Source organism: Aggregatimonas sangjinii (genome assembly GCF_005943945.1).
Taxonomy (GTDB): domain Bacteria; phylum Bacteroidota; class Bacteroidia; order Flavobacteriales; family Flavobacteriaceae; genus Pelagihabitans; species Pelagihabitans sangjinii.
Window position 1 is genome coordinate 368,587 of the sequence record NZ_CP040710.1, and the last position, 25,755, is coordinate 394,341.

At 41.7% G+C, this 25,755-nt stretch carries 27 protein-coding genes; 5 read left to right on the top strand and 22 right to left on the bottom strand.

What is annotated here, in order from left to right; all coding sequences use genetic code 11:
- Window position 1: 1 nt before the first annotated feature.
- Window positions 2-625 (top strand): hypothetical protein, encoded by a 624-nt coding sequence (locus FGM00_RS01435; protein ID WP_138851200.1) that lies wholly within the window; start codon window positions 2-4, stop codon window positions 623-625.
- 75 nt (window positions 626-700) lie between these two features.
- Here the strand turns inward: FGM00_RS01435 and FGM00_RS01440 are convergent, their stop codons facing one another.
- The 3 genes from FGM00_RS01440 to FGM00_RS19730 form a co-directional block, all read right to left on the bottom strand.
- Window positions 701-2,452, bottom strand: a complete 1,752-nt coding sequence (locus FGM00_RS01440) for an aromatic amino acid hydroxylase (RefSeq protein ID WP_138851201.1) — start codon at window positions 2,450-2,452, stop codon at window positions 701-703.
- A 209-nt stretch (window positions 2,453-2,661) separates the two neighbouring features.
- Window positions 2,662-3,255, bottom strand: a complete 594-nt coding sequence (locus FGM00_RS01445; protein ID WP_138851202.1) for a DUF4136 domain-containing protein — start codon at window positions 3,253-3,255, stop codon at window positions 2,662-2,664.
- A gap of 84 nt (window positions 3,256-3,339) precedes the next feature.
- A complete protein-coding gene (locus FGM00_RS19730) occupies window positions 3,340-3,498 on the bottom strand; it encodes a DUF5522 domain-containing protein (protein WP_175416170.1) in 159 nt (52 codons plus the stop codon).
- Between the two features lie 208 nt (window positions 3,499-3,706).
- On the opposite strand from FGM00_RS19730, the gene FGM00_RS01450 reads away from it, so the two are divergent.
- The 4 genes from FGM00_RS01450 (at window position 3,707) to hemL (ending at window position 7,254) form a co-directional block, all read left to right on the top strand.
- The gene (locus tag FGM00_RS01450; protein WP_138851203.1) at window positions 3,707-4,030 is read left to right on the top strand and encodes a hypothetical protein; all 324 of its coding nucleotides are present in this window, start codon (window positions 3,707-3,709) and stop codon (window positions 4,028-4,030) included.
- A gap of 25 nt (window positions 4,031-4,055) precedes the next feature.
- A complete protein-coding gene (locus tag FGM00_RS01455) occupies window positions 4,056-4,982 on the top strand; it encodes a 1-aminocyclopropane-1-carboxylate deaminase/D-cysteine desulfhydrase (RefSeq protein ID WP_138851204.1) in 927 nt (308 codons plus the stop codon).
- On the top strand, window positions 4,979-5,881 hold the full coding sequence (locus FGM00_RS01460) for a glucosaminidase domain-containing protein (protein ID WP_138851205.1): 903 nt from the start codon (window positions 4,979-4,981) through the stop codon (window positions 5,879-5,881). Before FGM00_RS01455 ends, FGM00_RS01460 begins: the two co-directional genes overlap by 4 nt.
- A gap of 92 nt (window positions 5,882-5,973) precedes the next feature.
- Window positions 5,974-7,254: a glutamate-1-semialdehyde 2,1-aminomutase gene (hemL, locus tag FGM00_RS01465; protein WP_138851206.1), complete on the top strand. Its 1,281-nt coding sequence runs from the start codon at window positions 5,974-5,976 to the stop codon at window positions 7,252-7,254.
- A gap of 310 nt (window positions 7,255-7,564) precedes the next feature.
- Here hemL and FGM00_RS01470 read toward each other — a convergent pair whose 3' ends face one another.
- The 19 genes from FGM00_RS01470 to FGM00_RS01550 form a co-directional block, all read right to left on the bottom strand.
- The gene (locus FGM00_RS01470; protein WP_236262868.1) at window positions 7,565-8,686 is read right to left on the bottom strand and encodes an FG-GAP repeat domain-containing protein; all 1,122 of its coding nucleotides are present in this window, start codon (window positions 8,684-8,686) and stop codon (window positions 7,565-7,567) included.
- A 62-nt stretch (window positions 8,687-8,748) separates the two neighbouring features.
- Window positions 8,749-9,921, bottom strand: a complete 1,173-nt coding sequence (locus FGM00_RS01475) for an NAD-dependent epimerase/dehydratase family protein (RefSeq protein WP_138851207.1) — start codon at window positions 9,919-9,921, stop codon at window positions 8,749-8,751.
- Between the two features lie 183 nt (window positions 9,922-10,104).
- The gene (locus tag FGM00_RS19735; RefSeq protein ID WP_175416171.1) at window positions 10,105-10,278 is read right to left on the bottom strand and encodes a hypothetical protein; all 174 of its coding nucleotides are present in this window, start codon (window positions 10,276-10,278) and stop codon (window positions 10,105-10,107) included.
- 294 nt (window positions 10,279-10,572) lie between these two features.
- On the bottom strand, window positions 10,573-11,016 hold the full coding sequence (locus FGM00_RS01480) for a hypothetical protein (RefSeq protein ID WP_138851208.1): 444 nt from the start codon (window positions 11,014-11,016) through the stop codon (window positions 10,573-10,575).
- Window positions 11,017-11,462: 446 nt separating this feature from the next.
- Window positions 11,463-12,188, bottom strand: a complete 726-nt coding sequence (locus FGM00_RS01485; protein ID WP_138851209.1) for a hypothetical protein — start codon at window positions 12,186-12,188, stop codon at window positions 11,463-11,465.
- Between the two features lie 413 nt (window positions 12,189-12,601).
- Complete coding sequence (locus tag FGM00_RS19740) at window positions 12,602-12,778, bottom strand: hypothetical protein (protein ID WP_175416172.1); 177 nt, start codon at window positions 12,776-12,778, stop codon at window positions 12,602-12,604.
- A gap of 261 nt (window positions 12,779-13,039) precedes the next feature.
- Window positions 13,040-13,630: a pyridoxine/pyridoxamine 5'-phosphate oxidase gene (locus FGM00_RS01490; protein ID WP_138851210.1), complete on the bottom strand. Its 591-nt coding sequence runs from the start codon at window positions 13,628-13,630 to the stop codon at window positions 13,040-13,042.
- 235 nt (window positions 13,631-13,865) lie between these two features.
- A complete protein-coding gene (locus tag FGM00_RS01495; protein WP_138851211.1) occupies window positions 13,866-14,432 on the bottom strand; it encodes a hypothetical protein in 567 nt (188 codons plus the stop codon).
- A 91-nt stretch (window positions 14,433-14,523) separates the two neighbouring features.
- A complete protein-coding gene (locus FGM00_RS01500; RefSeq protein ID WP_138851212.1) occupies window positions 14,524-15,717 on the bottom strand; it encodes an alpha/beta hydrolase in 1,194 nt (397 codons plus the stop codon).
- Window positions 15,718-16,105: 388 nt separating this feature from the next.
- Window positions 16,106-17,443, bottom strand: coding sequence for a S41 family peptidase (locus tag FGM00_RS01505; protein ID WP_138851213.1), 1,338 nt, complete (start codon window positions 17,441-17,443; stop codon window positions 16,106-16,108).
- Window positions 17,440-17,889, bottom strand: coding sequence for a MarR family winged helix-turn-helix transcriptional regulator (locus FGM00_RS01510; protein ID WP_138851214.1), 450 nt, complete (start codon window positions 17,887-17,889; stop codon window positions 17,440-17,442). The genes FGM00_RS01505 and FGM00_RS01510 overlap by 4 nt, the downstream gene beginning before the upstream one ends.
- Before the next feature lie 238 nt (window positions 17,890-18,127).
- The gene (locus FGM00_RS01515) at window positions 18,128-19,660 is read right to left on the bottom strand and encodes an alpha/beta hydrolase (protein ID WP_138851215.1); all 1,533 of its coding nucleotides are present in this window, start codon (window positions 19,658-19,660) and stop codon (window positions 18,128-18,130) included.
- 191 nt (window positions 19,661-19,851) lie between these two features.
- Entirely contained in the window at window positions 19,852-20,334 is a 483-nt protein-coding gene (locus tag FGM00_RS01520) for a DMP19 family protein (RefSeq protein WP_138851216.1), read from the bottom strand.
- A gap of 562 nt (window positions 20,335-20,896) precedes the next feature.
- The gene (locus tag FGM00_RS01525) at window positions 20,897-21,607 is read right to left on the bottom strand and encodes an SDR family oxidoreductase (RefSeq protein WP_138851217.1); all 711 of its coding nucleotides are present in this window, start codon (window positions 21,605-21,607) and stop codon (window positions 20,897-20,899) included.
- 59 nt (window positions 21,608-21,666) lie between these two features.
- A complete protein-coding gene (locus FGM00_RS01530) occupies window positions 21,667-22,512 on the bottom strand; it encodes an oxidoreductase (RefSeq protein WP_138851218.1) in 846 nt (281 codons plus the stop codon).
- Between the two features lie 23 nt (window positions 22,513-22,535).
- A complete protein-coding gene (locus FGM00_RS01535) occupies window positions 22,536-23,516 on the bottom strand; it encodes an alpha/beta hydrolase (protein WP_138851219.1) in 981 nt (326 codons plus the stop codon).
- A 115-nt stretch (window positions 23,517-23,631) separates the two neighbouring features.
- Window positions 23,632-24,540: a helix-turn-helix domain-containing protein gene (locus FGM00_RS01540; protein ID WP_138851220.1), complete on the bottom strand. Its 909-nt coding sequence runs from the start codon at window positions 24,538-24,540 to the stop codon at window positions 23,632-23,634.
- 388 nt (window positions 24,541-24,928) lie between these two features.
- On the bottom strand, window positions 24,929-25,393 hold the full coding sequence (locus FGM00_RS01545) for a hypothetical protein (RefSeq protein WP_138851221.1): 465 nt from the start codon (window positions 25,391-25,393) through the stop codon (window positions 24,929-24,931).
- 8 nt (window positions 25,394-25,401) lie between these two features.
- Window positions 25,402-25,749, bottom strand: coding sequence for a hypothetical protein (locus FGM00_RS01550; RefSeq protein ID WP_138851222.1), 348 nt, complete (start codon window positions 25,747-25,749; stop codon window positions 25,402-25,404).
- Between the last annotated feature and the right edge of the window lie 6 nt (window positions 25,750-25,755).

The window sequence follows — 25,755 nt, forward strand, 5'->3', positions numbered from 1 at the left end:
TATGAAAAAGTATATAGCTCCCTTAATCCTACTGATTTTATTGGTACAAGGTTGCCGATCACAAAAAAATAAAAATCAAGAAATTATGGTTCCGGAAGTAAATAATCAATTTGAAAAATTCGATATAGAGACGTTTAATGCCGAAAGCATCAGAGGTAAGCGCATCGAAACGTCAGCGGAGTTTTATATAGAGGAAGACACTCAATCTTTTGGATATGCCAGGCAAATATTTCCGCACCAATCCTATTTTTCCGTTCTCAAGTTATACTATAAAAATAGTTTTATTAAAGAAAAGGGCTTCTCTTTCAATAATGGCTCCGAGATAGGGGAATGGTATACTTTCGATGAATCGGGTAAACTCACAGGGAGTACCAATACAGACGAAAATTACGCCTTCGGGTATTTACAACTCATCGAATATTGTGAACAACATAAGATCAACCTTCAAAAAGGTCATGCCGACAGTGGTTTTCAAACGAGCGTTTATAAGGAAAAGGACGAGAAGGGTACGAACATCTGGGTCATTACGCACCAAATTGCCGGCGATCGGTTAGAGCGGATTACCCTTGATGGAGGAACCGGAAAAGTGCTTGAAACAGAAGCGATAGAGTTCATCAATCACTGATGGACGATGCTTTCGGATTAAGTGTGATCATACCATTAGGGAACCGCTAGAAGACTTGACAAGGGCATTCAATTATCAACTAACGAGACTTTTGTTCACCAACCCGAGATCATCATCGATCAAATGCCCTACTTTGGGCTTGTTTTGTTTTACGGTTTCCAGGTGTGAAACGATTTCCTCGGCAAAGTCCGTATCGCCGTTTAGTTTGGCCAATTCATATAATTCTACCGATAGCAACCAATCTTCAGGAAAGTCGTTTTTAATGACATCAAAGACCTTATGCCGCGAGATAGTAGTACCCGTGCCCTCCCTAAAATCGCGAATCTGGGCGTAGTACCGTTCCAATTTCTGGCGCTCTTTATTTTCTTTTGGCTTAGTGGTCGTCGAGGAAATTTTATGGTGCACCAAATCAAAACTGTTGAGGTCGGCCGGGCCGTTGAAGGCCGACACGATTCGTTCCCCTACGGCCATGTTGTATAGCCGTTCGTCTGATTTGAAGAGCACTTTTTTCCCATGGTGTACGATGCAATTCTTAAAAGTGATCAAAATGATCTCGCCTTTGAGGTTACGGGTTCCGGTGATGATTTCCCCAGCTATTTTTACATTGCCCTCAAATTCCAGTGTAATGGTCTGCCCTTCAAAAATGTTATAGGCTTTCAAGTCCATCGGGCTCATATCCTCAATGGCTAAATTGATGCCTTTTAGCTTGCCCATAGGGGAGCCAAAACCATCGGCATGGTGCTGTATGCTATGGCCGACCAATTCTTTTTCACGATAGGAAAGTGCCGTAGGACCGATACTTTGAAAGAATACGCATTTGCCTTCGTGAGCGATAACGCTATGGAAATTACCTGAAACTTGCAGCCCGGTACTCAACTCTATGGTTCCCAATTCTTTGGAATCGATAAGTTTTTGAATACCCGAAAGTCCGCCTTTTCGAATGGCCATGGTATTAGCGAATTCCTCTAGCACTTTACTCAAGTGGGCAAAGTCGGGTGTTACGAACAATTGGGGTTGGGGTTGGGTAATATCGAAAGGGGTGGTGGCCGCCTCTATGGAATAGGGTATTTTTATTACCTTATCGGTCATGCACCAAGCACTTTCCCCAATCGAGGAAAGTAGGCCGGCACCGTAGATCTTGGGGTTTTCCAAAGTGCCGATCAGGCCGTATTCAACCGTCCACCAATGCAGGTTTCTGATGAGGGCGATTTCGCTGGGTTCGCCCATATTCCGTTGCAATTCGGCAATGTGTTCTTCGGCCGTATCGATATGTTCCTGTGGCGTACCTTCGGCCTCCTTGATGATACTGAGATGCCGTACCGCCTCATAAAGTTCATAATCTTTGGCATTAGAAATGGCCTTGCAACCAATTTCCCCAAAACGCCGGAGGTATTCGGCATATTCAGGATTCGCGATAATGGGTGCGTGCCCAGCCCCTTCATGGATAATGTCGGGGGCAGGGGTATATTCTATGTGTTCCAATTGCCGAATGTCGGAGGCAATGACCAATACATTGTAGGCTTGAAATTCCATAAAGGCCGAGGGCGGAATAAAGCCATCTACTGCAACAGCTGCCCAACCGATTTCCTTTAAGATACGGTTCATGCCGTACATATTCGGAATGTGGTCGATAGAAATACCTGTTTTTTGAAGGCCGTCTAGGTACGACTTATGAGCTACCTTACTAAGGTAATCCACGTTTTTTCGCATCACGTAACGCCATACGGCCTGATCGATGGCAGTATAGTCATCATAATTCTGTGGTTTGATGAATTGTTTTAGATGTCTGGGGAGCTTGTCTAAAATGGCATTGCTTTCGTACTGCATAAAATGGCCTTTTGGGGCGGAATAAAGGTACGAATCACAACGCAAAAACGATGTTAAAAGAACTTCTTTGCTATGAGTGTAGGGCAAATTATAAGTCTTGAAACTTATTAGAAATGCCGAAGCAATCTGTTCGACTTATACATTCGTCTAAACAGATTGCTTCGGCACTGTAAATATGGGAAACTATTGGGATTTATATGGTTCTCCTTTTAGTTGACCGCCACCTTGTTCGGGGGATATTGTGTAAGGATTTCGGACACAAACTGTTGTATACGGGCCTCTTTTTTTTCCATGTTTTTAGAATTGCCCAAGGTACCTGTTCCTTTACCCTGCCAGACCAGTTCTTTGTTCTTGGCGTCGATAAGATCAATATACAGCGAACCTTCGGTTCTGGTGCTAACATTGGTACCGCCCCAGCCCCAACCGGGACCAAAGCCACCCCAACCCCATCCCCATCCGGGACCGAAGCCTCCCCAACCCCAACCAAAGCCTCCCCAGCCCCAGTTGTTGTTGAATACATCAACTTGTTCGCGTTCTTTTGTGAAGATACTGACCAAAATATCCGGGGTTTCCGATTTTGAAAAGCCTCGAGCGTTCATTTCGGTTTCGATGGCGCGCAAGATGCGTTTTTTGTCTAAATCGGAGATTTGTGCCCTATCAATTCCCGTTTTGTAGAAGGCATATGATTTATAGGTGTTGAAATTGGCGTCTTTATCGTAATCGCTCAACACCCGTACGGAGCTACAAGAACTTAAGAAAAGCACTAAAAGCATTGGTATCGCTATTATTTTTATTCCATTCATAATGCTATTTTTTTGAGTTATTCTAAATTTTTAAGCTTCAAAAATCATGCCGAAGCCTGTCTATGCTCAAGAAGCGTATTTGTATCATTGTGAATTCCTTTTTGGGTCGTATCCGTAAGGGCAATGGCGACAGCCACTTTCACAACAATAGCCCCTTTTTAGGTGGTATTGCTCGGTAAAAACCCGATAGCCTTGTTCCGACCAGTAAAAATCCCCGTCTTCTATCGGTACGATTTCTTTCATCTATTTGTATTGTAGTAAGCCCGATTATTTCTTAAAATTACTTCAATTCTGTTGATAAATACCTATCAGAATTGCCAAAATCATCCGTTTTAAAGGAAAAAACGTAGATTACAACGAAGGGGCACAATTGTTGGAAACAAATCAATGTTCTCAATATGTCGGCGCCTACAACAATTATCTTTGTAGGTGTTCGTTTTAAAACTGAACCATGATTCTAGTCTTTAAACATTTTTTCTACAAGAGTTATGTAGGACTGTCCTTTTGGCCCTTCATCATTTTAAAGCACGATGCTTTAAAGGAAGATACCGTTCTTATCAATCATGAACGCATTCATTTGAAGCAGCAATTAGAATTATTGATACTTCCGTTTTACATACTGTATGTCGGTGAATGGCTGTTACGTTCCCTTTTCTACCTCGATTTTTACAAAGGATACCAAAACATCAGTTTCGAAAGAGAGGCATACCATAACGAACACGATTTGGACTATCCGCGTAAACGACATTTTTTTAGCTTTATAAAGTATCTTTGAGCAACCTAAAGAATGAACGCTTGAAGTGATTAGTAGCAACCAGCAGGTTTTACTCCCCATATTGGCCCAGAAAAATGTATCCCTTTATCTCAAAAGGGAAGATTTGCTGCATCCCTTCATTTCTGGAAACAAATACCGTAAACTCAAATACAATCTCCTAGCCGCCCAGGAAGGTGGTTATGATACGTTACTGACTTTTGGTGGCGCCTACTCGAACCATATTGCAGCCACTGCATTCGCTGGACAGGAAAATAGATTGCGGACTATCGGCATCATACGTGGGGAAGAACTGTACCAAAAATGGGAGACCAATCCTACCCTAAAATTCGCACATCAAAACGGGATGCAGTTCAAGTTCGTGCCCCGCGATGTTTATCGAAACAAAACCGATCGGCAATTCCTAAAGGCGCTGACCAGTGAATTTGGTTCTTTTTATCTGCTGCCTGAGGGCGGTGCAAATCTTGAGGCGGTACAAGGCTGCGAGGAAATCCTGAACCCCGAGGATGCTCGTTTTCAGGTTCTTTGTAGCTGTGTCGGTACTGGAGGCACCCTAGCGGGAATAAGCAATAGCGCCCAGGCCGAACAAGAGGTTCTGGGCTTTCCTGCGCTCAAGGGCGATTCCCGCCTGCCGGCGAGACAGGTTTTAAACCAAGATATTCGTAAATTTGCCAAGAAGGAAAATTGGAAATTGATCTCCGGTTACGACTTTGGAGGCTATGCAAAGATTACGACGGAATTGGTAAAGTTCATAAATAGCTTTAAGGCTGAAACAGGAATTCCCCTAGATCCCGTTTATACGGGTAAAATGCTTTTTGGCATCATCGATATGGTCAGGAAGAATCGATTTCAACCGGGAACTGCGATATTGGCTATCCATTCCGGCGGGCTTCAAGGTATCACGGGTATGAATCAAAAATTGAAAAAGAAAAAATTACCATTATTGGATATATGATAAGGAAAATAAGCCTTTTGGCACTCTTGGGTCTGTTCGTGTTCAGTTGTAAATCGAAGAAAAAAGTTACCTACGGTCAAAAAAACCGCACCTACGAGGTAACGGTGAAAAAAGAAGGTGGTGATGAAAACCCTGAAAAAGACGCACTGAACACTTTGCCCGAGGATGACGGCAAATTTGTGCGCTATGAAATCGGTTCCGTCGATGCCTATATCGACCTGTTTTCCGAAACCGCGCAATTGGAAATGAAGGCCTACGGCATTCCTGCGAGTATTACCTTGGCACAAGGCTTGCTGGAAAGTGGGCTTGGCAAAGGGGAACTCGCATTAAAAACCAATAATCACTTTGGAATCAAGTGCCATACCAACTGGACGGGAGACTACGAACTACACGACGATGACGAGAAAGACGAATGTTTTCGAAAATACAACCACCCCATGTACTCCTATCGGGATCATAGTGTCTTTCTGTCCACCCGCTCCCGCTATGCCTTTTTATTTGAATTGGATGAGGATGATTATAAGGGATGGGCCAAAGGCTTGCGAAAAGCCGGTTATGCCACGGATAAAAAATACCCTCAAAAATTGATTTCCCTGATCGAACGTTACGAATTGTACCAATACGATACACAGGAGGGCTCTTCTGCGCGTCAGAAGGAGGTTGAGGTACTGACAACGACTGATGGAAGCACGGGCAATTCCCGAATCACCGCGGAAACCCCAGCTGAGGTAACCTCCGAATCCGTCAAGCCGATTACACATGTGGTCGTCAAAGGGGATTCACTTTGGGCGCTTTCCAGAAAATATGGGGTAACCGTAGCCCAATTGCGCAAACTGAACAATATGTCGGGCAACGGACTCTCCATCGGACAATTATTGGTGGTTAAGCAAAGTAGGTGACCAAGACGGTAAATCGAAGATGCATCAACTAGAATAGGGAAGCATTTCTAAAATCCCTAGATTATTTTACCCATTAAAAATACGTTTCCAGAATGATATACCAACGCAGTAGTGCCTTGTTCGCCGAGGCGAAAAAAGTGATTCCCGGTGGGGTAAATTCCCCGGTGCGGGCGTTTAACGCTGTGGGCGGCGACCCGATTTTCGTCAAGGAGGCCAAAGGGGCGTACCTTTATGACGAGGACGGCAATCGCCTTATCGATTACATCGCTTCTTGGGGTCCGATGATTTTAGGGCACGCCTTTGAACCCGTAGTAAAGGCCGTTATTGAAAAAGCCAAAAAGGGCACCTCCTTCGGGATGCCGACCGAAATCGAGACCCAATTGGCCGAACTAGCGGTCAGTATGGTGCCGAATATCGATAAGATCCGTTTTGTGAATAGTGGTACCGAAGCCTGTATGAGTGCAGTACGTTTGGCGCGGGGATTTACCGGAAAGGATAAGATTATCAAATTCGCGGGATGCTATCACGGGCATTCCGACTCGTTCCTGATTCAGGCGGGTAGCGGCGCCGTTACCTTTGGTGCACCCAATAGCCCCGGAGTTACCCAAGGCACGGCAAAAGATACCTTGCTGGCGGAGTATAACGACTTGGCAAGTATACAAACTTTGGTAAAGGCCAATAAAGGAGCAATCGCCGCTATCATCATCGAACCTGTGGCCGGGAATATGGGCTGTATTATCCCAACGGATGAATTTATTCAAGGGTTACGAACCCTTTGCACCCAAGAGGATATACTTTTGATTTTTGATGAGGTGATGACCGGTTTCCGACTGGGAAAAGGGGGTGCACAGGAAGTACTGGGCATCGATGCCGACATCCTTACCTTTGGGAAGGTCATTGGAGGTGGACTCCCCGTAGGAGCATTCGCTGCCCGTTCGGAGATTATGGGCCATCTGGCACCCGAGGGTCCCGTCTATCAAGCGGGAACGCTCAGTGGTAATCCCCTCGCCATGAGTGCAGGCCTTGCTATGCTTTCCGAATTGAATTCAAAACCTGAAATCTTCAACAGTTTGGCTCAAAAGACCGAATACTTGCATCAAGGATTCGAGAAGGTATTGAATGCCAAGGGAATTCCGTTTCAGATCAATCGATTCGGGAGTATGTTATCGGTACATTTTACGGAGGAGCCCGTTATTGACTTCGCCTCTTCTGCCAAAGGGAACAATGAAACGTTTAAAAAATACTTTCATGGTATGCTCGATAAGGGCATCTATTTGCCGCCCAGTGCCTTTGAAAGTTATTTTCTGAACGATGCCTTGAGTTATGCCGATTTAGACGAGACTATTTCCGCCTTGGAAGGACTATCGTTGTAGGTACGCCATCATCCCACTTCGCTTTCACCAAAACCGGAGCCGTGTGGCAACGCCGGTATCAGTTTATACTTCGGTATCTAAACGGTTATTTCACCATCTGTAATTTCCCAACCCGCTAGGAAATAGAATGAACAGGATTTTCTATTAGGTGTATGTATTTCAAAAGGTTTTAGAGTGAATGGGCATCTTAGGTCGCCATCTATTTTTAATTAAAAGTTTTCCAATAGACCGAACACCGCCCTAAAAAGCCCTGACATCACATAGGTGATTTGAGATGTTTCCATATGTCTTGGGAGCATCTTGCCAACTTCTATTTCTTCTTCTGGTTTAAAAAATAGCGGTTCACCTCGTCCGAATTGGCTTCTATAATATCCGGAAAACCATCGTTATTGAGGTCGGCAGTAATGATGTCATAGGTGTCAAAAGCCTCATTGGTCAGGGAATAGGCTTGCCAAGTACTACCCTTGTTTTCATTTAAGAAAACGAAATTAGGACTTTCCGAATTGCCGACGATGATGTCGAGGTCGCCATCCACATCGAGGTCTGCAGTCTGAACGGCATAGCTTTCCATTTTTGCACTATCGAACACTACCGATTTTTTAAAAGGAGTGGTTGTATGACCAAAATACACAACATTTGGTTCTCCGATATTCGCCGTAATGATATCCAAAAGTCCATCACCATTCACATCACCCGCACTTACCGAACGGGTATTGTCGCTCCCCGTGCCAAAGGCGATTTTCTCTGCGAAGCCCAACGCACCATCATTGAGATAAACATAATTGGGTTGATCGTCCCGATTGGCCAAAATCAAGTCGATATCGCCATCCCCATCCACATCCGCCGTTTCAACATCAATGGTAGAATCGCTTTTATTGCCAAAGTCAAGCGTCTTTGAGAAACCGCCGGCGCCGTCGTTGAGACAAATTTCATTAGCGCGCCCTCTATTGGTAATCAAGATATCGATATCGCCATCTTGATCAAGGTCGGCCAAGGTCAGGTTTCTCGTTGGGGCATAGGCTTCGCCAAAAGAACCTTTGCGTGTAAAATTACCTTGTCCGTCATTCAAATAAAGAGAGTTGGGAGCCATATCGTTCCCAACGGCAATATCAAGATCTCCATCATTATCGAAGTCGGCCAATTCGGTAGCATAGGTGGTTTCCCGAAGGCTGCCCAAATCTCTCTCCACGGTGAATATCCCTCTTCCATCATTGATAAAAATTCGATTCTGTCCTGGCCAATGCCGACCATTGGCGACCAGAATATCGGTATCGCCATCTCCGTCAATATCCCCACTGGCTACGGAAGCCGTTCGTTCTTTGTAGGTTCCCAAAATTAGGCGCTCGCTAGTCTGCAATGCAATGCCCTGTCCGATAACAGAAGTGCAAAAGGCAAAGAGCATGATGCTGAATAGTAGAATGGTTTTATGCATAATAGGATTGAATTTCTTTTTTTATATAGTGGTAGCACTAAAGTATACTGATTTTCAAAAAGTCAACGATTGAAGGCCGACCACTTTTCAAGTATCGCTTTTTCGCGAAGCAGTAGCGAACCTTCTTTTAACTCGAAAGAATTTCTTCGCTGATCGCTCAATGCATCCGACACCCACCAATTATAGGTGTCCCGAATGGTCGTTGTAATATCCCTAAAGGTCAATCCGTTTTGAATGGCTTTTTGATTATCGATCCGCGCCGACCCATAATTGTATCCTTCGGGCATGATCCAGGGGACGATATGATGGATTCCTTGGTCTTTTAAAAATTGGTAATTATCGATATAGACCGGTTCTACAGTCACGTCGAAAGCACCCTTGGCGGCATTGATAAACTCGGTCATCGTTTGCGGATTTTTGGGTCCGACGGCGTTAAAGACACCGGATAATTTTTCCTCTGCACTGCGAATGGTCCACTCTGCGACATCCCGAACATCGATGTACTGTACGGGATCATTCTTTTTGCCAGGAACCATGATTTCACCTCCTTTGGAAAGTCGTATTGGCCAATAAATAAAACGGTCTGATTTGTCCGCCGGGCCGATCATATAGGTAGGTCGAATAATAAGGGTCCGATCCGCTCCAAAAGCCTTGATCGCTTCGATTTCGGACGTCGATTTCATTACTCCGTAGCTATACTCCATTTGGAGTTCCTCGTTTCTCAAGTTCCCCGGCATGGTGGTCAATACTTCGGTAGTCTCGGTAATCCGATTTTCCAAATAGGGGTAGTAGACTCCTGTTGATGAGGTGTAGATGTACAATCCAACGCGGTCTTTTAATAATGTCGCCGACTTTTTCGTCCATTCCGTTTTATGGCCCGAATTGTCGATAACGATATCCCAAGTTCCGGTTTCCAATGCTTTCAAATCGTTTTCCCGGTCACCAATCAGCTGCTCTACTCGGGTAAAAAGCTTTTGATGTACGGTCGGGCGGTACTTTCCCCTGGTAAAGGTGGTAATGGAGTGGCCACGCGAAAGGGCATAGGCTATCTGATGTGGACCCAAGAAACTGGTGCCTCCCAAGATGAGTATACGTAGCTTTTTGGGCTGCTGACTTTTCAGAGCTATCGATGCCTTTACGTTCGTATTGGCAAGCACAGGCTGCAGGCCAAGAAAGGGTAGGGCCAGCCCGAACAGGGTGCTATTTTTAATAAAACTCCTTCTTGTTTTTTTCATGGTCGAAGAACTTTACGCGCTTGAATTACCAATGGTATGCACTGCGCGTAAATGGTATGCTATGAATTTCCAACAAAAAAAGAGAATTCCCAAAAATAAAACGGAGCGGCATTGGGGCCGCTCCGTTTTATGATGTAGGTTAAAAAAATTGGGGTACTGTAGGTTAAGGTGAATTGGGTTTTGTTATAGGGTATGCGTTCCATCACTATTTGGGGTAGTGGCGGTCTGGTTTTCAATGGTATTGATTTCTTTTTCCATGCTAAGTTCCTGAGCGTCCATTTGGTTTACATTGTAGTAGGTTAATGCAGCTATAAAAAAACTGGCGAAGTACAGAGAACTCTTTATTTTGTATGACATGGTGTTTGTTTTTGTTAGGACCAAAGTACTTCAAGAAGCGGTCGCGCCGTACCATTTGTTGTGAAAAGAACGCTTTTTTGATGTCAACCCTGCTTTTTTTGTGGTGTGTTCCGTAGCGTAGGCCTATATCAAAATATCGGCCTCGGGCAAAGCGTTAGTTTTTTTCGACAAGCAACATGGCCTTCGGCAGATCAGTCGTTCTGCATCCAGTCAAAAAACAGAAGCGCAATCGAAATATCTACGGACATTTGCCCATATGGTCTTCGATTGCGCTCAGGCTGACAAGGGCCGCGATTACTCCCGCGACATGTGTTTTCCTTTTTTTCCTCCTCTTTTGCCTTTCTTGTGCTTTCCTTTTCGCTTGGCCATTTTTTCCCAACGTGCATACTGCTCGTCGGAAAGTATCTTTTTCATTTCGGCCTTAAGGGCGATTTGCTGGTCTAAGCGTTCGGTCTGCATGGCATAGCGCTCATCGGCCGTTGGTTTGGCACCCTCTTCGGATGTTTTGCGGGCCTTGCGCGCTTCCATTTGGGTTTTGCGCATTTCGGCTTGACTCAGATTCAGGTTTTGTACCTGTTCCTGTTGTGCAGCGCTAAGGTCTAAGGCCAAGGTCATACGCTTGGTATGTAGGGTCGCCATTTGCTCCGGAGTGTACTCCGATCGTTCGCCTTTCTCTCTCTCCTGTGCAACGGTATGCAGGCTTATGAATGCCATTGCGATAATCAATACTTTTTTCATCTGTTTAAAATTTTAATACTACGGTACCGTAGGTTTGTTTGTGTATCTATGACGGGGAAGTATGTAAAAGGTTTAATCGATGATGGTCCTCCATACGTTAGGAAATTATGATTTTGGTCGTGTTTTTGGTGTCGCTTTTGGTTGGATTGTCAATTGGGAAATTTGGAAAACTCAGCAGGAGCTGAGTTCATTACTCGACAGGTAGAAAAGTATCATGTTGGGAAATTGTAGATCGTGGAGAGGTTGAGGTTTTACGGATAAACTGCCCAAAAGGATGTTTTTCGCGGATATCTCGCACTGTTTTTAAGGAAATTTTAAAACAATAAACACTTCCAAGTAGTAGTACTTTACATACTTTAAAAAAAGTGGTTTATTTTTTGAATGTCATGTTAAATTTCTTTGCGACACGGGACTATACTTTTTGCAGGAACCACTTTTGAGTCCAGTTATCTTTTCCAGTCGTCAAGTCCATAATAAATATCCCCTCTGGTATTGTCAACGACATGTCCTTGAGTGAATCGGAAATTATTTTTGGGTTGTATCATATCATTAAATAAGGCCATTTGAATAGAACAAATTTCTGCATCGCTGTATCTCACTTGTAATCCATCAATTATTTGCCGCCCGAAAGAATATGGTATCATTTTATGATTTGGGTATCTATTTCTAATATTATTTTCAAGTAATAAAAAGTCTTTTTCAAATTCTTTAAATGGTGAACCCGTTACAACATTTGCAATGTGGTAACCCTTGTTACCATCTTTTTCATCCAATATCCTTGTTGAGTCCAAACCATATATTGTAAAAAAGTTCCCGACAAAACTCTTGGCAAAATGTAGCTCCTTTAGGTGAGTACAAGTTCCAACTACATTTTTTTCGATGATAATAGAAGAACTGAAGCATGGTGCTTGTCCATATGTGGTGCCAATAATTTCTTTTTTCATGATTTTTTTAAGCTCATCTGTATAATCGGTCCATCGATTTTGAAAGTTATTTTCGTCATGAATATTGTCTATGATAATATCTTCAAGTTTTTTCAGTCCAGAATACTCATAAAATATTCCGACGCCATCTCCTTGTGGAATTCCGATTGGATAGAAAGATTTTATTCCTTCGTAAATCTCCCAAAGGTTGTATGAGTGGGAATTAAAGTTAAATTTTTCCGGGTACATTGATTTGATTTTCAGTTACTTTTAATATTCGCAAATAATGATGGTTAAGGATATACCACCAAATTAACCAAAAATCAATACAATACTGTAGAGGTGCTTTCAAACATGTAGAAAGGGTCAACAAACGAATGAAATGTTTATGGCTTTTCGTAAAAGGTTAGAACAAGGTTGACCCTAGGCAAATAGCCAAACAAAAAAAGGGTATCTGAAAAGTATAACCTAAACGTCATTACGAGCAAAGCGAAGTAATCTGTCTGTCAATACCAACGAGTTACAGATTGCTTCGTGCCTCGCAAAGACGGTTGAAAATACTTTTTAGACACCCTCTTTTAAATAGCGTAGGTTGTGCTAAAATTTAGGGTAAAGTAGGTTGTTTTTGTTTTGGGGTATCGCAGGCTAATAGGAATTTGGTTTTAATTGAGGTTCCCTAGACCGTCGCTGTTTGGGGTAGCGGTGGTTTGGGTTTCGATTTTGTTCATTTCGTTTTCCATGGCAAGTTCCTGGGAATCGGCTTGGCCTACGTTGTAATACGTTAGTGCGGCAATAACAAAACTTGCGAAGTACAGGGAACTTTTTACTTTGTATGACATGGTGTGTGTTGTTTTTTGTTAGGACCAAAGTACTTCAAGAAACAGCTCGGCCGTACCGTTTGTTGTGAAACAAGTACTTTTTTGATGCCTATGACTGCTTTTCTGTGGTCTAAAAGTCAAGGCCGTGAGATTAGCCCGAAACCGAGGTAGATAAAGCGTTCGTTATCCTCGATTAGGAGCATAGGGTGAAGCACATAAACCTCCCGAACGGTAGGTTTTCTAATTTGAAGGTCATGCCATTAGGTGCTTCTGGTAAGACTTTTATGGCTGAAGCTGTTTTACCTGCCACTCTCCATTTTCACGTTCGTATAGTCTCCTATAATGAAATCGTGTCTCTTTGAACTCCATAAATTCGATACGTGTGGGATTGATTGAAAATCCACCCCAGTTTTGAGGTCTGGTAATTTTGGTTTTGTCCGAAACCATTTTCAAAACACGCTTTTCAAGTTGTTGCGCATCGTAGGTTTCTTTTCCTTGTTCGCAGATAGTCGAAACAGCCTGGGCATTCACGTGGCGGTCGTTAAAATAGTTGTCCGCAAGTTGTTCCGATATCTTTGTAGCTAATCCCTGAATTCTGATCTGTCTTTCCGTTGCTGTCCACCAAAAGGTAAGTGCAACATGTGCGTTGTTTTCGATTTCAATTCCTTTTCTTGAATTTAACGGACCGGTGATAATCAAACAATCCTCAACCAATTTTTTAAAGGAAACGAATCTTGCGTTCGGAAAATTATCCAAGCCTATGGTGGATAAACAAACAGCAGTCGGGATACGGACCTCGGATACTTTTTGTTCTTCCTCAAACCATTGGGAGAAAAGGGATAGTGGCTGGTGCAGGCTTTTTTTGTTGTACATCGACATTTCTTTCCTCGGAAAGTTAACAAAATAAAGGGTTTAGCGCTACGGATTTTTATTCGAAGTTCAATTCAAAAGTATCGCCTTGTTGTGGGGCTTACCTAGAATCGAATGGAGCAATAATTAGTAGGGTGGTTACGCTACCAAAAAGTTTGGAAAGCGGTTTGCCAGGTTTGGAAAAATAGGCAATAGTGATACCGACTATAAAAATGATGAAAAACATAATTGGTTTTCTTCATTTTTTTTGGATTTTAATGCTTCCACTATCGATTTCGTGGCCGTTTAGGGTATAGGTCAAATCTTGCCCCTTTAATGCAAACCCAGCGCGCATTACCCCATCGATGCCCTGATCGGAGAGTGCGACCGTATAAAAACGGTAGATATCGTTCGGGAGAATGGTTGCAGTCAATGCGGTCGGCTGACCAAGGTACTCATCTAAAAATGATTTCAAATCCAGGCCGTAATCGATACGATGTTCTTTTTCAGGCGTAGGTTTGTCAGTTGGCAAATACAACGTAAAATCAATACCCGGGGAAGAAGGTACGGTAAAGGAATTCTCCGGGAAACGAACTTCTAATTCCAAGTTAGATTCCGTTTCGTTGGTTATGGCAGTCCAAAAGACGACATATACGTATTCCATACCGCTTTGTGGATCGGTGTAGCTAAGGCCACCTTTTGGATAACTGTTTTGTATGGTAATACCGTTGTTGAAGGAATCGGTATACCGATATTCGGTATGAAATTCTTGCCCCATTCCTAAGAATGCGAATAAAAGGAAAATAAAAGCAATGGGATATTTCATAAAGCGTTTTTGCTTTTAAACTTATAAATGGAAAGGTAAATAAATAGTGGCAATCTAGGCGGCTTGCCATCGAATACCTTTCTGGTATACTCTAAAGTTTTCGTAGCTCGGTCTTGTATCTTTGCAGTTCAGGTTCCTGATTTGTTTTGGCGATGTGGATGGCTTTTTCATACCACTGCCTCGCTTCGTTGATTTTACCAATTTTTTTATAATAATTTCCTTTGGCATAATGCAAGATGGAAGCCTCGGGAAACTTCTCAAAGCCTAATGCCAAAATATCAAGTGCATCTTCCGGCCTATCGTTGTCCAAATAAAAACTTGCATATCTACCGAACCATCTGGCCTGTCTGTAATAGTCCTTTATGAACATTTTCCCATCGGCTTCACGTACCAATGCCTCGAATGTTTCAAAATCATTTTCCTGATGTGCCTGCACCAAAAGGTAGTGTTTCGTATCGAGGTGAATCGCTTCTGAAATTTGATATCTCTTGCCGCGATTTTGGTAGTGTTTTTTAAGGCTTTCTATACCTCCAAAATCCGAGAACTCCTGCATTGAATGAAATCTGATTGGACCGTAGTCCTTGAAAAATAGTTTCAAGCCTTCATTCATAGTAATTAAAGGAGTGGTATAATGGTTTTCCTTATTGGAAAGATGGTAGGTCCACTGTATTTTTTTAGTAGGATGCTTTTGAAAAAGGGAGTCCAAGGAAAATAGTGAGGCGGTCGCCCAGTTTTCAACGGTTCCTAAAGCTGCGTAAATACTTACGTCATGGTTTAGGCCGTTTTTCAATAAACTGTCTACCTTATTCAGTCGGTCGGCAGAAATATGCGTAGGACTGGCTAAAAGCAAACCAGTAAACAGATGGGGTTTGGTGGCCAATAGTTGCACTCCGAGCCCGGCTGCCATTTCCCATCCAAAATACATCCGCTCATCCAATGTGACATAGGATGCATTGATTTCAGGAATCAGTTCGTCTTCGAGGAATCGGATAAATTTGGAAGCCTCCGAATCAAACAACTCCCTTCTTCGCACAGCATCGGTTTGAATACCGACAACGATGAATTCCGGTACGATTTCTTGCCAAGCAAGATTTTGCTGAAAGGCGATACCATTCAAAAAATAACGTTGCGCATCGATAACATAGAGCACCGGATATTTTTTAGAAAGTGTCCCATAACTTGGTGGTAAGTAAATTTGGATGTCCCGTTCCTCTCCTAAAATATCGGATTGTAGCACACTAGATTTCCCATAGCCGTTTTCATCTTTCGTATTTTGTGATACCATCTGTTTACCTATGAAAATAATAAGCAATAGAGGAAAAAGTTTCGATAGTTTATATTTCACGGTGTTCACGAATATTTTATGGCAGAGCTGTTGTGAACTAAGATAGTAAAAAGGAGGGATGCGCTCAATTTTTGCAAAAACGTCATGTACGCTCGGTCATCGTACCGGGCACAAAGGAGCCGCATTCCAGTCCTATGGATTCCTTACGAGTGTTCATTCATTTATTCCGACCAGGATTCGTTTTCGACTTTAAGTATTGATTGTACGCGGGCGGCTTCTGTATTTTTATCGTCATGGTAAGGCCGACTGTTCTATGTGCTGAAGTACTAGGAGAGTGGTAAGATGTTAATTCTTTTTTTGAAGCTGTGAATGATCGTTCAAAGGACATCTACCCCTTGTCCCTAATACTTTTGTCGGTGCCGCCATTTTCATATAATCCTTGCAAAGCGGTAATTTCGCCCTCTTCGGATAAAAACCGTATTCTAAAATTGTCGAGACCCTTAAGAATAAATTCATTGGTACTATACGGTCGTATTTCATAATTTGTTCCACCGTCGCGCTGATAGAATAATTTTCCCTTCTCGAATACAACCTTTCGCGGGCCATAAGAACCGGCATAGGATTTTAATGTTTTAGGGTCTACGTTTACCGGATCGGTCTTTAATTTTAGTTCGGCAAGCGGCCATTTGTAGAAAGCTCGTAGCCGTTCGTCCGTGTTGTTCTTTGTGAGTAAGGCCAAAGCCTCTTTATAGGCTACGTCCAAGGCGTCCGCAGCGGGAACTTGAATATGTGGACTAACACCGGTACCCTCCCAATTGGTTTCGGTGATCGGGTTGATGGCCCTGCCAGTGGGTACCCAAACCATAAATCGGTCGGTGGCCACGAGGGAACCACCGGGATGCGCGCCACCACCCGTAGTTTCACCAACCAGGGTAGCACGTTCCAAATGTTTTAAGTTATAACTGAACTCCTCGGCTGCGGAGAAAGTCCCACTACTCGTCAACACATAAACGGGTGTGTCCGGACTGCGCGTGCCACTAACGTGCGGTAAGGTCCAGGTTTGGGAATTGCGATTAGACGGTCGCCAAAAGAAATTGTTCAAATGAACCGGGTCGCTTTCAAAGAGGTAGCTCGTTATGAGTTGAATCATTGCCGGGCTTCCGCCCCCGTTATAGCGAAGGTCGATAATGATGGCATCCGTATTGCTCAAAAAATTCATGGCGGATACCGCCGTCTCTCCAGCGTATGCCACATTGGAGAAACTTCGTAAATCCAGATAACCGATATTTCCGGTCATAATTTTAACCTCCTTAAAGCCAAAATTATTTCGTTTCATATTGTCTACGGAGCGCTTCAGGTAAGCAAGACTATCCTCGGGAGTAACCGCTTGTCTTTGCTCGGCTATTTGGCCTGGTGCAAAATAGACTCTCAAATGTTTGTCGTTACTGATGGCTTGAATATCGGCCGTTAATTTTTCGGCGAATTCCTGGGGATCTAAAATGGTCGTATAGTCGCCATTGCCCAATTTCGATGCGATACTGGAGACCATTTTCTCCGCAACCTCCGGAAACACATAGTTTGTATGAAGTTTGCTACTTATAGAATCGACCACGGTTTGCTGTTCCGTAGCGGTTAAGGGTGCTATTTCTTCCTGTGCGTTCAGTTGGGTGGTATGAAGCACGAAAAATGAGATGGTGGCGAAGGCGAGTTTCTTTATGGTTTTCATGGTGTCGTGTTTTTTGAACAATTGGATCTGATTTTTCCTAAAATGGTTTCCAATTGATCGATTTCCTCTTTTGTGATTCCTTTTAATGATGAATTTCTATTGCGGTGAATTATGGGAGGGAGGATTCGCAACACCTCCTTTCCTTTGTCTGTAATCTCGAGTTTGTATCGCCTTCTATCTTCGGGGTTCATAGCGCGTTTCAGGTGTTTTTTTTGAACCATATTATCGATCATACGGGTCATCGATGCATTGTCTTTGAACACGAGTTCCGCGATTTCTTTCTGATTCAAATCGGGATGCTCATTGAGAAAAAGCAGTACCAAACCCTGGTCAATGGTCACATTATCTATTGCCGCGGTAATATTTTTTTGCGCATATTTTCGGTATTCCTTAATCGTACTTTCTATGGCATGAAATATGGTTTCCGACGGGAGGGAAAGGTTCATTTTATTTGTATTTGATGTAAATATAATTGATATATCAAATAAATAAAAGTAATTGAACAATTTTTCCCTGCTTCTTTTGCTTTACTTTTTTACCGCAAGGGAGATGGTCAAAAATTTATCATTTTTCTTTTAACCATAAAGTATAGAACGAGTTGATTTTCGTTCTGTACGAAAATGGGTTGGTCTTCATTTTTAAAGAAGACTACAAGAACAGTCTGTAGGAGCCGATGGTCTTATTTTATTCCTCCAGTTGTTGTAATCGGTTAAGGGCATTCTGGTTTCCGGGATTCAATTCCAAGGACTTTTTGAAGTATATCCTCGCATTCGTAGTGTCGTTCTTGTACAGGTAAGCTTCCGCTAAACTGTCGTACAAATTGGCCGATTTAGGATAAAGATATATCGCCAGTAAAAAGACATTGATGCCTTGTTCTGTTCTTTCGGGGTCAAAGGATAACCACAATCCCAGGGAGTTTAACATACCTTCCTCCAATTGCAGTTTTGGATGTTCGGCAACCGTTTTTTGGTAGAGCAGTACCAAATCTTGATAATCCTGATGCTGCGCCAAATCATTATAGTCTTTGTAATCGAAAACCTTTTCATTCGATTTTTTCATCGTTTTTGAAAGCAGACTTTCGGGAAAACCATTTTCCTCCGGACTATTTTCAAGGTAGGTCTTGGCCTGTTCATCATTCTTTAGGGTAGCATTTAAAAATTGTAGAACATGCTCGGAAAGCAGTTTGTAGGAGGCCATAATTTTGGCATCGCTTTTATCCTGCCTTTTATCCCGATTGGCAAAGAGAACACCAAAGGAACTAAAATACGCATGGTTAAGATCGTGGAATCTGTAGCTATAGGCATTGCTATTCGTGATGGAATCATACATTCGGAATTCATAGTTCAGCTCCGCAGGAATTTTATCACTGGTCAGAACTTCTTCCGGAATCTCCTTTTGGGCAAAATGCACGTAGGGAATATCGAAATTATCCAGGTTAAAGTATGGTGACTTTGCCAGGACGGCGTAATTGTAGCGTTCCGTCCCATCTAAGCTCACCAGCGCATTGACTTTTTGATTTTTCATGACCGTAAGGGTATTGGCCACCCCACCAAAACTAAAACCCATAAGGGCTACCTTATCGAAATCGATAAAGTCGTATGTGTATATTTCCTGTAAGAGAAGTTCCACATCCCTTGACTGCGTCTGCATATCCTTCGCCGTTCCTCCTTCGAACCATCGGGTATCCGTTCCTCTTGAAGGTGATGAGATGACGACGAAACCATTGCTTGCCAGGTATTCGAATAAGGCAAAATTCTCTATGGAGGAGGCTTGGTAACTGGGCGCATACACCACGACCGGAAATTTTTCGTCCAAAAATGGTGAATTGGAAAAAGCGCTCGTTTTTTCGGAAAGATGGGCTTGATTTTCAGGGGTATTCCACAAGTACGGAAACCAGTCCAACAAAAACGCATTCGGTAGGTTTTCCCATTCTTCCTCTTCCTTTAACACCTCTAAATACTCTAATACCGTTAATTGCTCCGATTTCCCTTGCACAAGTTCGGTCGGATACCACAAGCTGACAGGAACCGGGCGGTGAATACGTTGATTGTTATACGCATTATGTACACGGTAGGTTCGCGTACTATCGATAAGAGTATAGTGCTTAAAGCCCACCTGGTACGCCCCGTTTTTTAAATCAATTTGCTCTAAGGAGGTCTGTCCCGTTACAAACGAAACCTGAAAAAGTACTACGGCTAGTAGAATTGGTGTTTTCATTTTCGTGCAAATTTTAAGGATGCGGTATTGCAATGCTTGCTATCTAAGGGCTGGTACGGGCCTTCTAAAAGTAGGATATCAGACTCTAATATATTAATATCCCATTTGGAAATCGATGTGCAGAAGGGCTATTTCGAAATTGGGATAGCTATTTTAGGGCCTTGCGCAACGGTTAGTTTTGTTGTAACACGTTATTTTTCGAAGTCACCTTTGTTTGCTTTTATAAACTTGATTAGCAGATTCGGTAAATCATCAATTTCCCACTCTCCAGATTCCTTATTTGGTCCATAAAATTTTGTATCCAGAGTATTCCAGTATTCAGAAGACTTTTTACTTATTAAATCCAGGATTTCGCTTCTTTCGTCTCGACCTTCGGGAACAAATCCGTTTGGAAATTGGTCGTTCGCTTTTTTTACAACTCGAGCGGTTTTTATCGCTCCAATTTGTTTCAAAGCGGTTACTGTTTCCATAGCATAATCACCGCTTGAATTCCAGTAAAATTGATGGAATCCTCCGTTGTTAATTTCTCGTTCTAGGTTTTCAATAATTAGCAGAATTCTTTGAGAAGAGTTGAGTTTTTCTATTTCTTTGCCATACTTCGATTTTTTGTTCAGATAAGTGTCAATTTCCATTACAATCATATTTTCTCGTTCCAATTGCATTACTTTTTCCAAATCGAATTTGTTTTGAGAATTACAATTTGTAAAGAAAATAGTTGATAGAAATAATAGAATTTTCCGCAATTTTTATTGGTTTTCTACAATGTGTTATAACGCAACGCTAAGTACGACATCTGCGATAGCAGCTCTCGAAAAACGAGTAAATGGGCGATTCGTGGCGTTGGCACGTAATTTTATGGAAATATAGTGAAAACCTTTTTTGGATTTCGATTGTGTTCGGAATAAAATTGGGCGGTTTTTCGGAGCGCAGCGAACCCTTGAATACCTTTAGAAAACAAAGAGCATTGTATGAATAAATTAGATACCTATCTGTAGGCAGGCAGGAGTACCTGAGACCCAAGTAACGGAGGCTGAAAACCTCCGCAGGTGCATTAAAAGTTGCCATTTTCGGCCTTATACCTTATGTAAGGGGTGATGGGGCCATTCTAAAAGTAGGATGAGCGCCCCCGCTATACTAATATCCCACATGGGAAACGATGTGCAGTAGGGGCATTTCGAGATAGGAGTATTTTTTTTAAGACCTTGTGCAACGGTTTCGATTATTGTACACCGTATTTTACCATTGAATTTCTCTCTTATCTCTGAAAAACTTACCGGTCACGAATTCATCTTTTTGCAGGGCAATCCAAATTATTGTTTCTGCTCCTTGTTCTGGGCTTTTGGTTGCTCCACTTCCTCCCATATCAGTTCGTACCCAACCAGGGCAAACGGCATTTACAGCTATGCCATCATTTTTAAGTTTTGAGGCCAACTGAAGTGTTAATCCATTTAAAGCTAATTTAGAAATACTGTAACCAGGTGTACTGCCTGTCTGGCTTGCCAAGCTGCCGCCACCACTACTGACGTTTACAATTGAGCTATTTTCTGCTTGTTTTAAAAGAGGTAAAAAGCTTTGGATAGTTTGCCAAGGTCCTATCACGTTGGTTTCAACTGTTTGACGTACTTCATCCAAATTTGCAGTTTCTACATTTTGCCAAGTATCATAATTGATGCCAGCGTTGTTTATTAGAATGTCAAGTTTCCCGAATTCCACTTTCGCGAAAGCATAACAAGCATTAACACTTCCATTATCCGTAACATCCAACTGATGATGAACTACATCACCGTATTCTGAAAGCTGACTGATAAAATCATTACTATTTTGCGAGTTTCTACTGGTCGCAATTACCGTGATGCCTTCCTGAAGCAATCCTTTGGCTACGGCAAAGCCAATTCCTCTATTCGCCCCTGTCACTAAAGCTACTTTATCTCTTATCCTTAAATCCATAGTTTCAATTTTCCATTGAAGGAATCCTAATAAAAAAGGTCCCCTTCCCTGATTAAGTTTTAATCGTCAAAATTTGTGTTTACGGCAGTTTCTCTCCAAGTTTCCAATTCAAACAGCAATTGCTCGGCGTTTGTTTTGATTGCTTCAACAGCATCTGAACCAAGTTGTAGACGTAAAGGTGTATTCTCCGACCTTAAAGCTTTATCAATAACCCTCGCCGCTTTATAGGGGTCACCTTCCTGTGTACCATCCATACCCTTTGCAAATTCCCTGGTATCACCTACAATGTCGTCGTAAGCTTTAATTTTAGGCATATGCTTTAGAGCGCTACCAGCGAATTCCGTACGAAAGGCACCTGGCTCCACTATCATGGTTTTTATTCCGAACGGTGCTACTTCCTGAGCCAATGCCTCTGATGCTCCTTCCAAAGCAAATTTGGAAGCTGAGTAGGCACTAAACCCACTGAAACTCATATTTCCGCCCATGCTACTCATGTTAACTATGGCACCGCTTCCTTGTTTTCTTAGGTAAGGAAGAACCTCTTGTGTTACAGCTACGGCCCCAAAGAAATTGGTTTCCATCTGATTGCGAAACTCTTCTTCTGGTGTTTCCTCAAGGGCGCCTACAATTCCATATCCTGCATTGTTGATAAGAACATCTATTCTTCCAAATGTATCTATTGCTTCATTTACACGTTGTTTGACCTGCTCACGACTTGTCACATCCATCGAAATGGCTTTGATTTGCTCTGGTGCAGTCGCAGCTAACTCATCTAATTTTTCTTTTCTACGTGCGGTTGCTATAACCTTGTATCCCTTTGATGCCGCATATTCTGAGATGGCTTTACCGAAGCCCGAAGAGGCTCCGGTGATAAACCATACTTTGTTATTATCTGTAGTTTTCATTTTCATATTTTTTAATTAATTGTTTAAAGGTTCGCTCTAAAGTGTCTGGCAAGTTCTGTCACAGACTTCTCGATAACTTCTTCGTTATCATAGAATTGGTCGTGTTGATATTCATCCATCCATACTGCTCTTTTTTTGTCATTACGGATATTTTCAAAAGCAGTTTTAGCACCATCCGGCAAAAATTGTTTTTCGCTACCTATCATTATTGTAGGTACTGTAACATCATTTGAGGAAGCGATACCATCATAGGTTAACCAAGGTTCCCAGCTCATTACGGCAAAATTATTCGTCCAAGGGGCTATTGCTCCTCTTGACTCCAAAGCATAATATTCAACAGGAAAGAACATAGCTGCTTCCATATTTTCTGGTTCGTAGGCAGGAACGTATGCGATATCACCAGTGGTTGCAAAGTCTTTTTTGGCATTTTGTGCTTTTTGAATACGTGCGTTTGTACCTTCATCACCACCATAAAACAATTTTGCTGTTTCAGGTGTCATCAGCCAAGCTACAACTGTACCTAAAGCTTTAATACGCTTATCTTCTGCGGTGGCTTGCATCATATATGCTCCACTAGCACACACTCCAACACCACCGATTCTTTCATTATCTACGTACGGTATTGTTTGCAGGTAGGTGACTGCATTTTTAATGTCTTCTACCTTGTCAGCGTGGTTTTCAAATTCTCTGGGCTGTCCTTCACTCTCTCCAAAATATCTGTGGTCAAAGGCTAAGGTAATAAAGCCATTTTTTGTTAATTGTGCCGCATATAGCCCTTGCATTTGTTCTTTTACCGTTGTCCAACTACCATCAACAATGATTGCTGGATAGGTTTTGGTGTCGTCAAAATTTGTGGGTAAGTAAAGGTTTCCTACCAAGTTTAGTCCTTCTGAATTAAAGTTTACTGTTTTCATCTCAATTGTATTTTTTATGTTTAAATTATTTTGCGCTTTCGCGAAAGCGACAACTATAAAAAGCGCGATTAATGTGATTTTTGTTTTCATAACTATTTGTTTTAATGATTATGATACAAAAGTACAGGTAGTGTAAGGTGCGGTAACTACACAATTCAAAGCGTGAAGTATACAATTCAAATACAGATGGGAAAAATGATTTTTTTTAGCGTTTTCTGAATGTGCTAGGCGTTAGTCCTGTTTGCTTTTTGAAGAATTTCGCAAAGTGATTAGGATAGTTGTAATACAGCTCAAAAGCGATTTCCTTTACCGATTTGTTTGTATTGGAAAGTCGTGATTTTGCCAAACTTAGAATGTGCCCGTAGATGAGTTCGGAAGCTGAATGTGAGGTAATTCTTTTAGAAATTGAATTAAGGTGGTTAGGATGAATGGATAAGTTGTCTGCATAAAAACTTACTTTATGCGGCTCGGCATTTTCAAAGCCTAGCTCTGGTCGAAAACTTGTCTCTATTAAGTTTTTAAATCGACTTATTACGGCAATGTCATTATTCCTCTGTGTAAACTTTAGATTTTTCTTTTGAGACTGATTTTTAAACATTCTCGCTACTCTATACAACAAGGACCTCGTATAGTTAAAAACGATGTCTTTCGCAAATTCCTCATCCTTGTGATGTTCAGCCAATGATTCTTTGAAGATATTTATGAAGGTGTTGGTGTCATCTTTTGCGATTTCTAAAGGAACTGTATTATCAACCATCAAAAAAGGAAAATCTTGTCCTATTCGTTTCCTATGATTTTCTCTTCTGAAAAAATCTTCTGTGAACATAATATAGTATCCTTCCCAGTCTGGTAGAATTTCCCAATGCGCAATTTGGTAGGGTGAATTAAAGAAAACGGTAGCTCTCAAATTCTTAGTAGAATAGTTACCTGTTTTAGCATATCCCGAACCATCTAATTTTAAAGCTAATGCATAGAATTCGTGTTTATGAGCTCCCATTTTGTGATGCACCGTTTTCATATTCTCTTTAAAGCTGCGTACATCACAGTCAGTCCATTTTGGCGGACTAATATTTATGCCTTTACAATATTCTTTTAATGTGGAGAAATGTTTCACTTAGTTTGCTGTATGCTGCATAATGGTTTCGGCTATGATAAGTAGGGCAGGTTATAGGCAGGAATCTTTCCGCCTAGACGAAGGGGATACTCTTAAATACCCTATTTGCTATTGCCAATGTGCCCGTTGCACAAGTTAGCGAAAAAATCAGTTTAGAATCATTGCCGATCGGGAAACTGGTTGTAACTTAAGATATGGAACTGAGTAAAGTTTATCAGAGAAACTGTTCTCCCATTTCCAGTCAAGCGACTCGGGTATGAGCCTTCTAAAGGCAGATTATCTGCTTCTATCCCACTTGGAAATATATGTGCAGCAGGGCTATTTCGAGATCGGGATAGGTTTTTTTTGGATCTTGTGCCACGGATAGTGTTGTTGTTAGGCAGTTTTTTTAGAGCTTATATCTTTTAAATCTTTTTTCGAACATAGTTTTTAAAAAGTTGTTTTGAAGATAAACATCAGTTAATTCCCAAATCAAGTCCATCATATCCTCGTCTTCTTTGATAATCCCTTTTCCTTTGTTTTCGGGAATTTCGCCTTGTGAATAAATATATTTTCGGTCAAGATTACCATTGATGTATTTTTCAAAGTAATAAGTATCAGAAATGTCTGAAATCATAAATTGTATAATCTCGCCATCAAAGTTTGAGATGTCATAAACCTGTCCCAATTCTGTGATTATAAGAGTTCCTGTTTGGGTTTGTAAAATATCAACCGTGTTTTCGTCCCGATAACTGCTAGTAGCTTCCTCAAAGTCTATTTCTCTACAAAAAGTAAGCTTGTTGCCTAAAATGCTTTCTAGGCTTGTCTCGACTGGTTTCCTTTTAATGAGTATTCCTGCAATGTTAAATTCCACTTTTTCAATTATTTAAGTTCAGAAATATCTCGATAAATTTTATTTTCCTTTCCAATTAGAACAGCTAAATTGTTATTTAAGGCAATGTTTAAAACATCTTGCTTTAACTTTTCTAAATTGTTGTAATCTATGTCTATAACAGCAATATTTTCATGCTCTTCAAATATCAGGTAATTTCCCCAAACCATTTTATTAGGTATTTCAGGAAACCGTGATTGGATTCGTTTAATTACTTTTTTTATATTTGAAGTTGATTCTACTTTATTTTGTTCCAATTTCTTGCTGATTTCAATCCACGATTTAGTGTCTGAATCTACAAGAATATTCTTTTCCGCAATGATTATTGAACCTTTCATTTTTGC

Excerpts from the sequence above, each read along its gene's own strand:
- FGM00_RS01435 (WP_138851200.1), top strand. The coding sequence starts at position 2 with ATGAAAAAGTATATAGCTCCCTTAATCCTACTGATTTTATTGGTACAA.
- FGM00_RS01440 (WP_138851201.1), bottom strand. The coding sequence starts at position 2,452 with ATGCAGTACGAAAGCAATGCCATTTTAGACAAGCTCCCCAGACATCTA.
- FGM00_RS01445 (WP_138851202.1), bottom strand. The coding sequence starts at position 3,255 with ATGAATGGAATAAAAATAATAGCGATACCAATGCTTTTAGTGCTTTTC.
- FGM00_RS19730 (WP_175416170.1), bottom strand. The coding sequence starts at position 3,498 with ATGAAAGAAATCGTACCGATAGAAGACGGGGATTTTTACTGGTCGGAA.
- FGM00_RS01450 (WP_138851203.1), top strand. The coding sequence starts at position 3,707 with ATGATTCTAGTCTTTAAACATTTTTTCTACAAGAGTTATGTAGGACTG.
- FGM00_RS01460 (WP_138851205.1), top strand. The coding sequence starts at position 4,979 with ATGATAAGGAAAATAAGCCTTTTGGCACTCTTGGGTCTGTTCGTGTTC.
- hemL (WP_138851206.1), top strand. The coding sequence starts at position 5,974 with ATGATATACCAACGCAGTAGTGCCTTGTTCGCCGAGGCGAAAAAAGTG.
- FGM00_RS01470 (WP_236262868.1), bottom strand. The coding sequence starts at position 8,686 with ATGCATAAAACCATTCTACTATTCAGCATCATGCTCTTTGCCTTTTGC.
- FGM00_RS01475 (WP_138851207.1), bottom strand. The coding sequence starts at position 9,921 with ATGAAAAAAACAAGAAGGAGTTTTATTAAAAATAGCACCCTGTTCGGG.
- FGM00_RS19735 (WP_175416171.1), bottom strand. The coding sequence starts at position 10,278 with ATGTCATACAAAATAAAGAGTTCTCTGTACTTCGCCAGTTTTTTTATA.
- FGM00_RS01480 (WP_138851208.1), bottom strand. The coding sequence starts at position 11,016 with ATGAAAAAAGTATTGATTATCGCAATGGCATTCATAAGCCTGCATACC.
- FGM00_RS01485 (WP_138851209.1), bottom strand. The coding sequence starts at position 12,188 with ATGTACCCGGAAAAATTTAACTTTAATTCCCACTCATACAACCTTTGG.
- FGM00_RS19740 (WP_175416172.1), bottom strand. The coding sequence starts at position 12,778 with ATGTCATACAAAGTAAAAAGTTCCCTGTACTTCGCAAGTTTTGTTATT.
- FGM00_RS01490 (WP_138851210.1), bottom strand. The coding sequence starts at position 13,630 with ATGTACAACAAAAAAAGCCTGCACCAGCCACTATCCCTTTTCTCCCAA.
- FGM00_RS01495 (WP_138851211.1), bottom strand. The coding sequence starts at position 14,432 with ATGAAATATCCCATTGCTTTTATTTTCCTTTTATTCGCATTCTTAGGA.
- FGM00_RS01500 (WP_138851212.1), bottom strand. The coding sequence starts at position 15,717 with ATGGTATCACAAAATACGAAAGATGAAAACGGCTATGGGAAATCTAGT.
- FGM00_RS01505 (WP_138851213.1), bottom strand. The coding sequence starts at position 17,443 with ATGAAAACCATAAAGAAACTCGCCTTCGCCACCATCTCATTTTTCGTG.
- FGM00_RS01510 (WP_138851214.1), bottom strand. The coding sequence starts at position 17,889 with ATGAACCTTTCCCTCCCGTCGGAAACCATATTTCATGCCATAGAAAGT.
- FGM00_RS01515 (WP_138851215.1), bottom strand. The coding sequence starts at position 19,660 with ATGAAAACACCAATTCTACTAGCCGTAGTACTTTTTCAGGTTTCGTTT.
- FGM00_RS01525 (WP_138851217.1), bottom strand. The coding sequence starts at position 21,607 with ATGGATTTAAGGATAAGAGATAAAGTAGCTTTAGTGACAGGGGCGAAT.
- FGM00_RS01530 (WP_138851218.1), bottom strand. The coding sequence starts at position 22,512 with ATGAAAACTACAGATAATAACAAAGTATGGTTTATCACCGGAGCCTCT.
- FGM00_RS01535 (WP_138851219.1), bottom strand. The coding sequence starts at position 23,516 with ATGAAAACAAAAATCACATTAATCGCGCTTTTTATAGTTGTCGCTTTC.
- FGM00_RS01550 (WP_138851222.1), bottom strand. The coding sequence starts at position 25,749 with ATGAAAGGTTCAATAATCATTGCGGAAAAGAATATTCTTGTAGATTCA.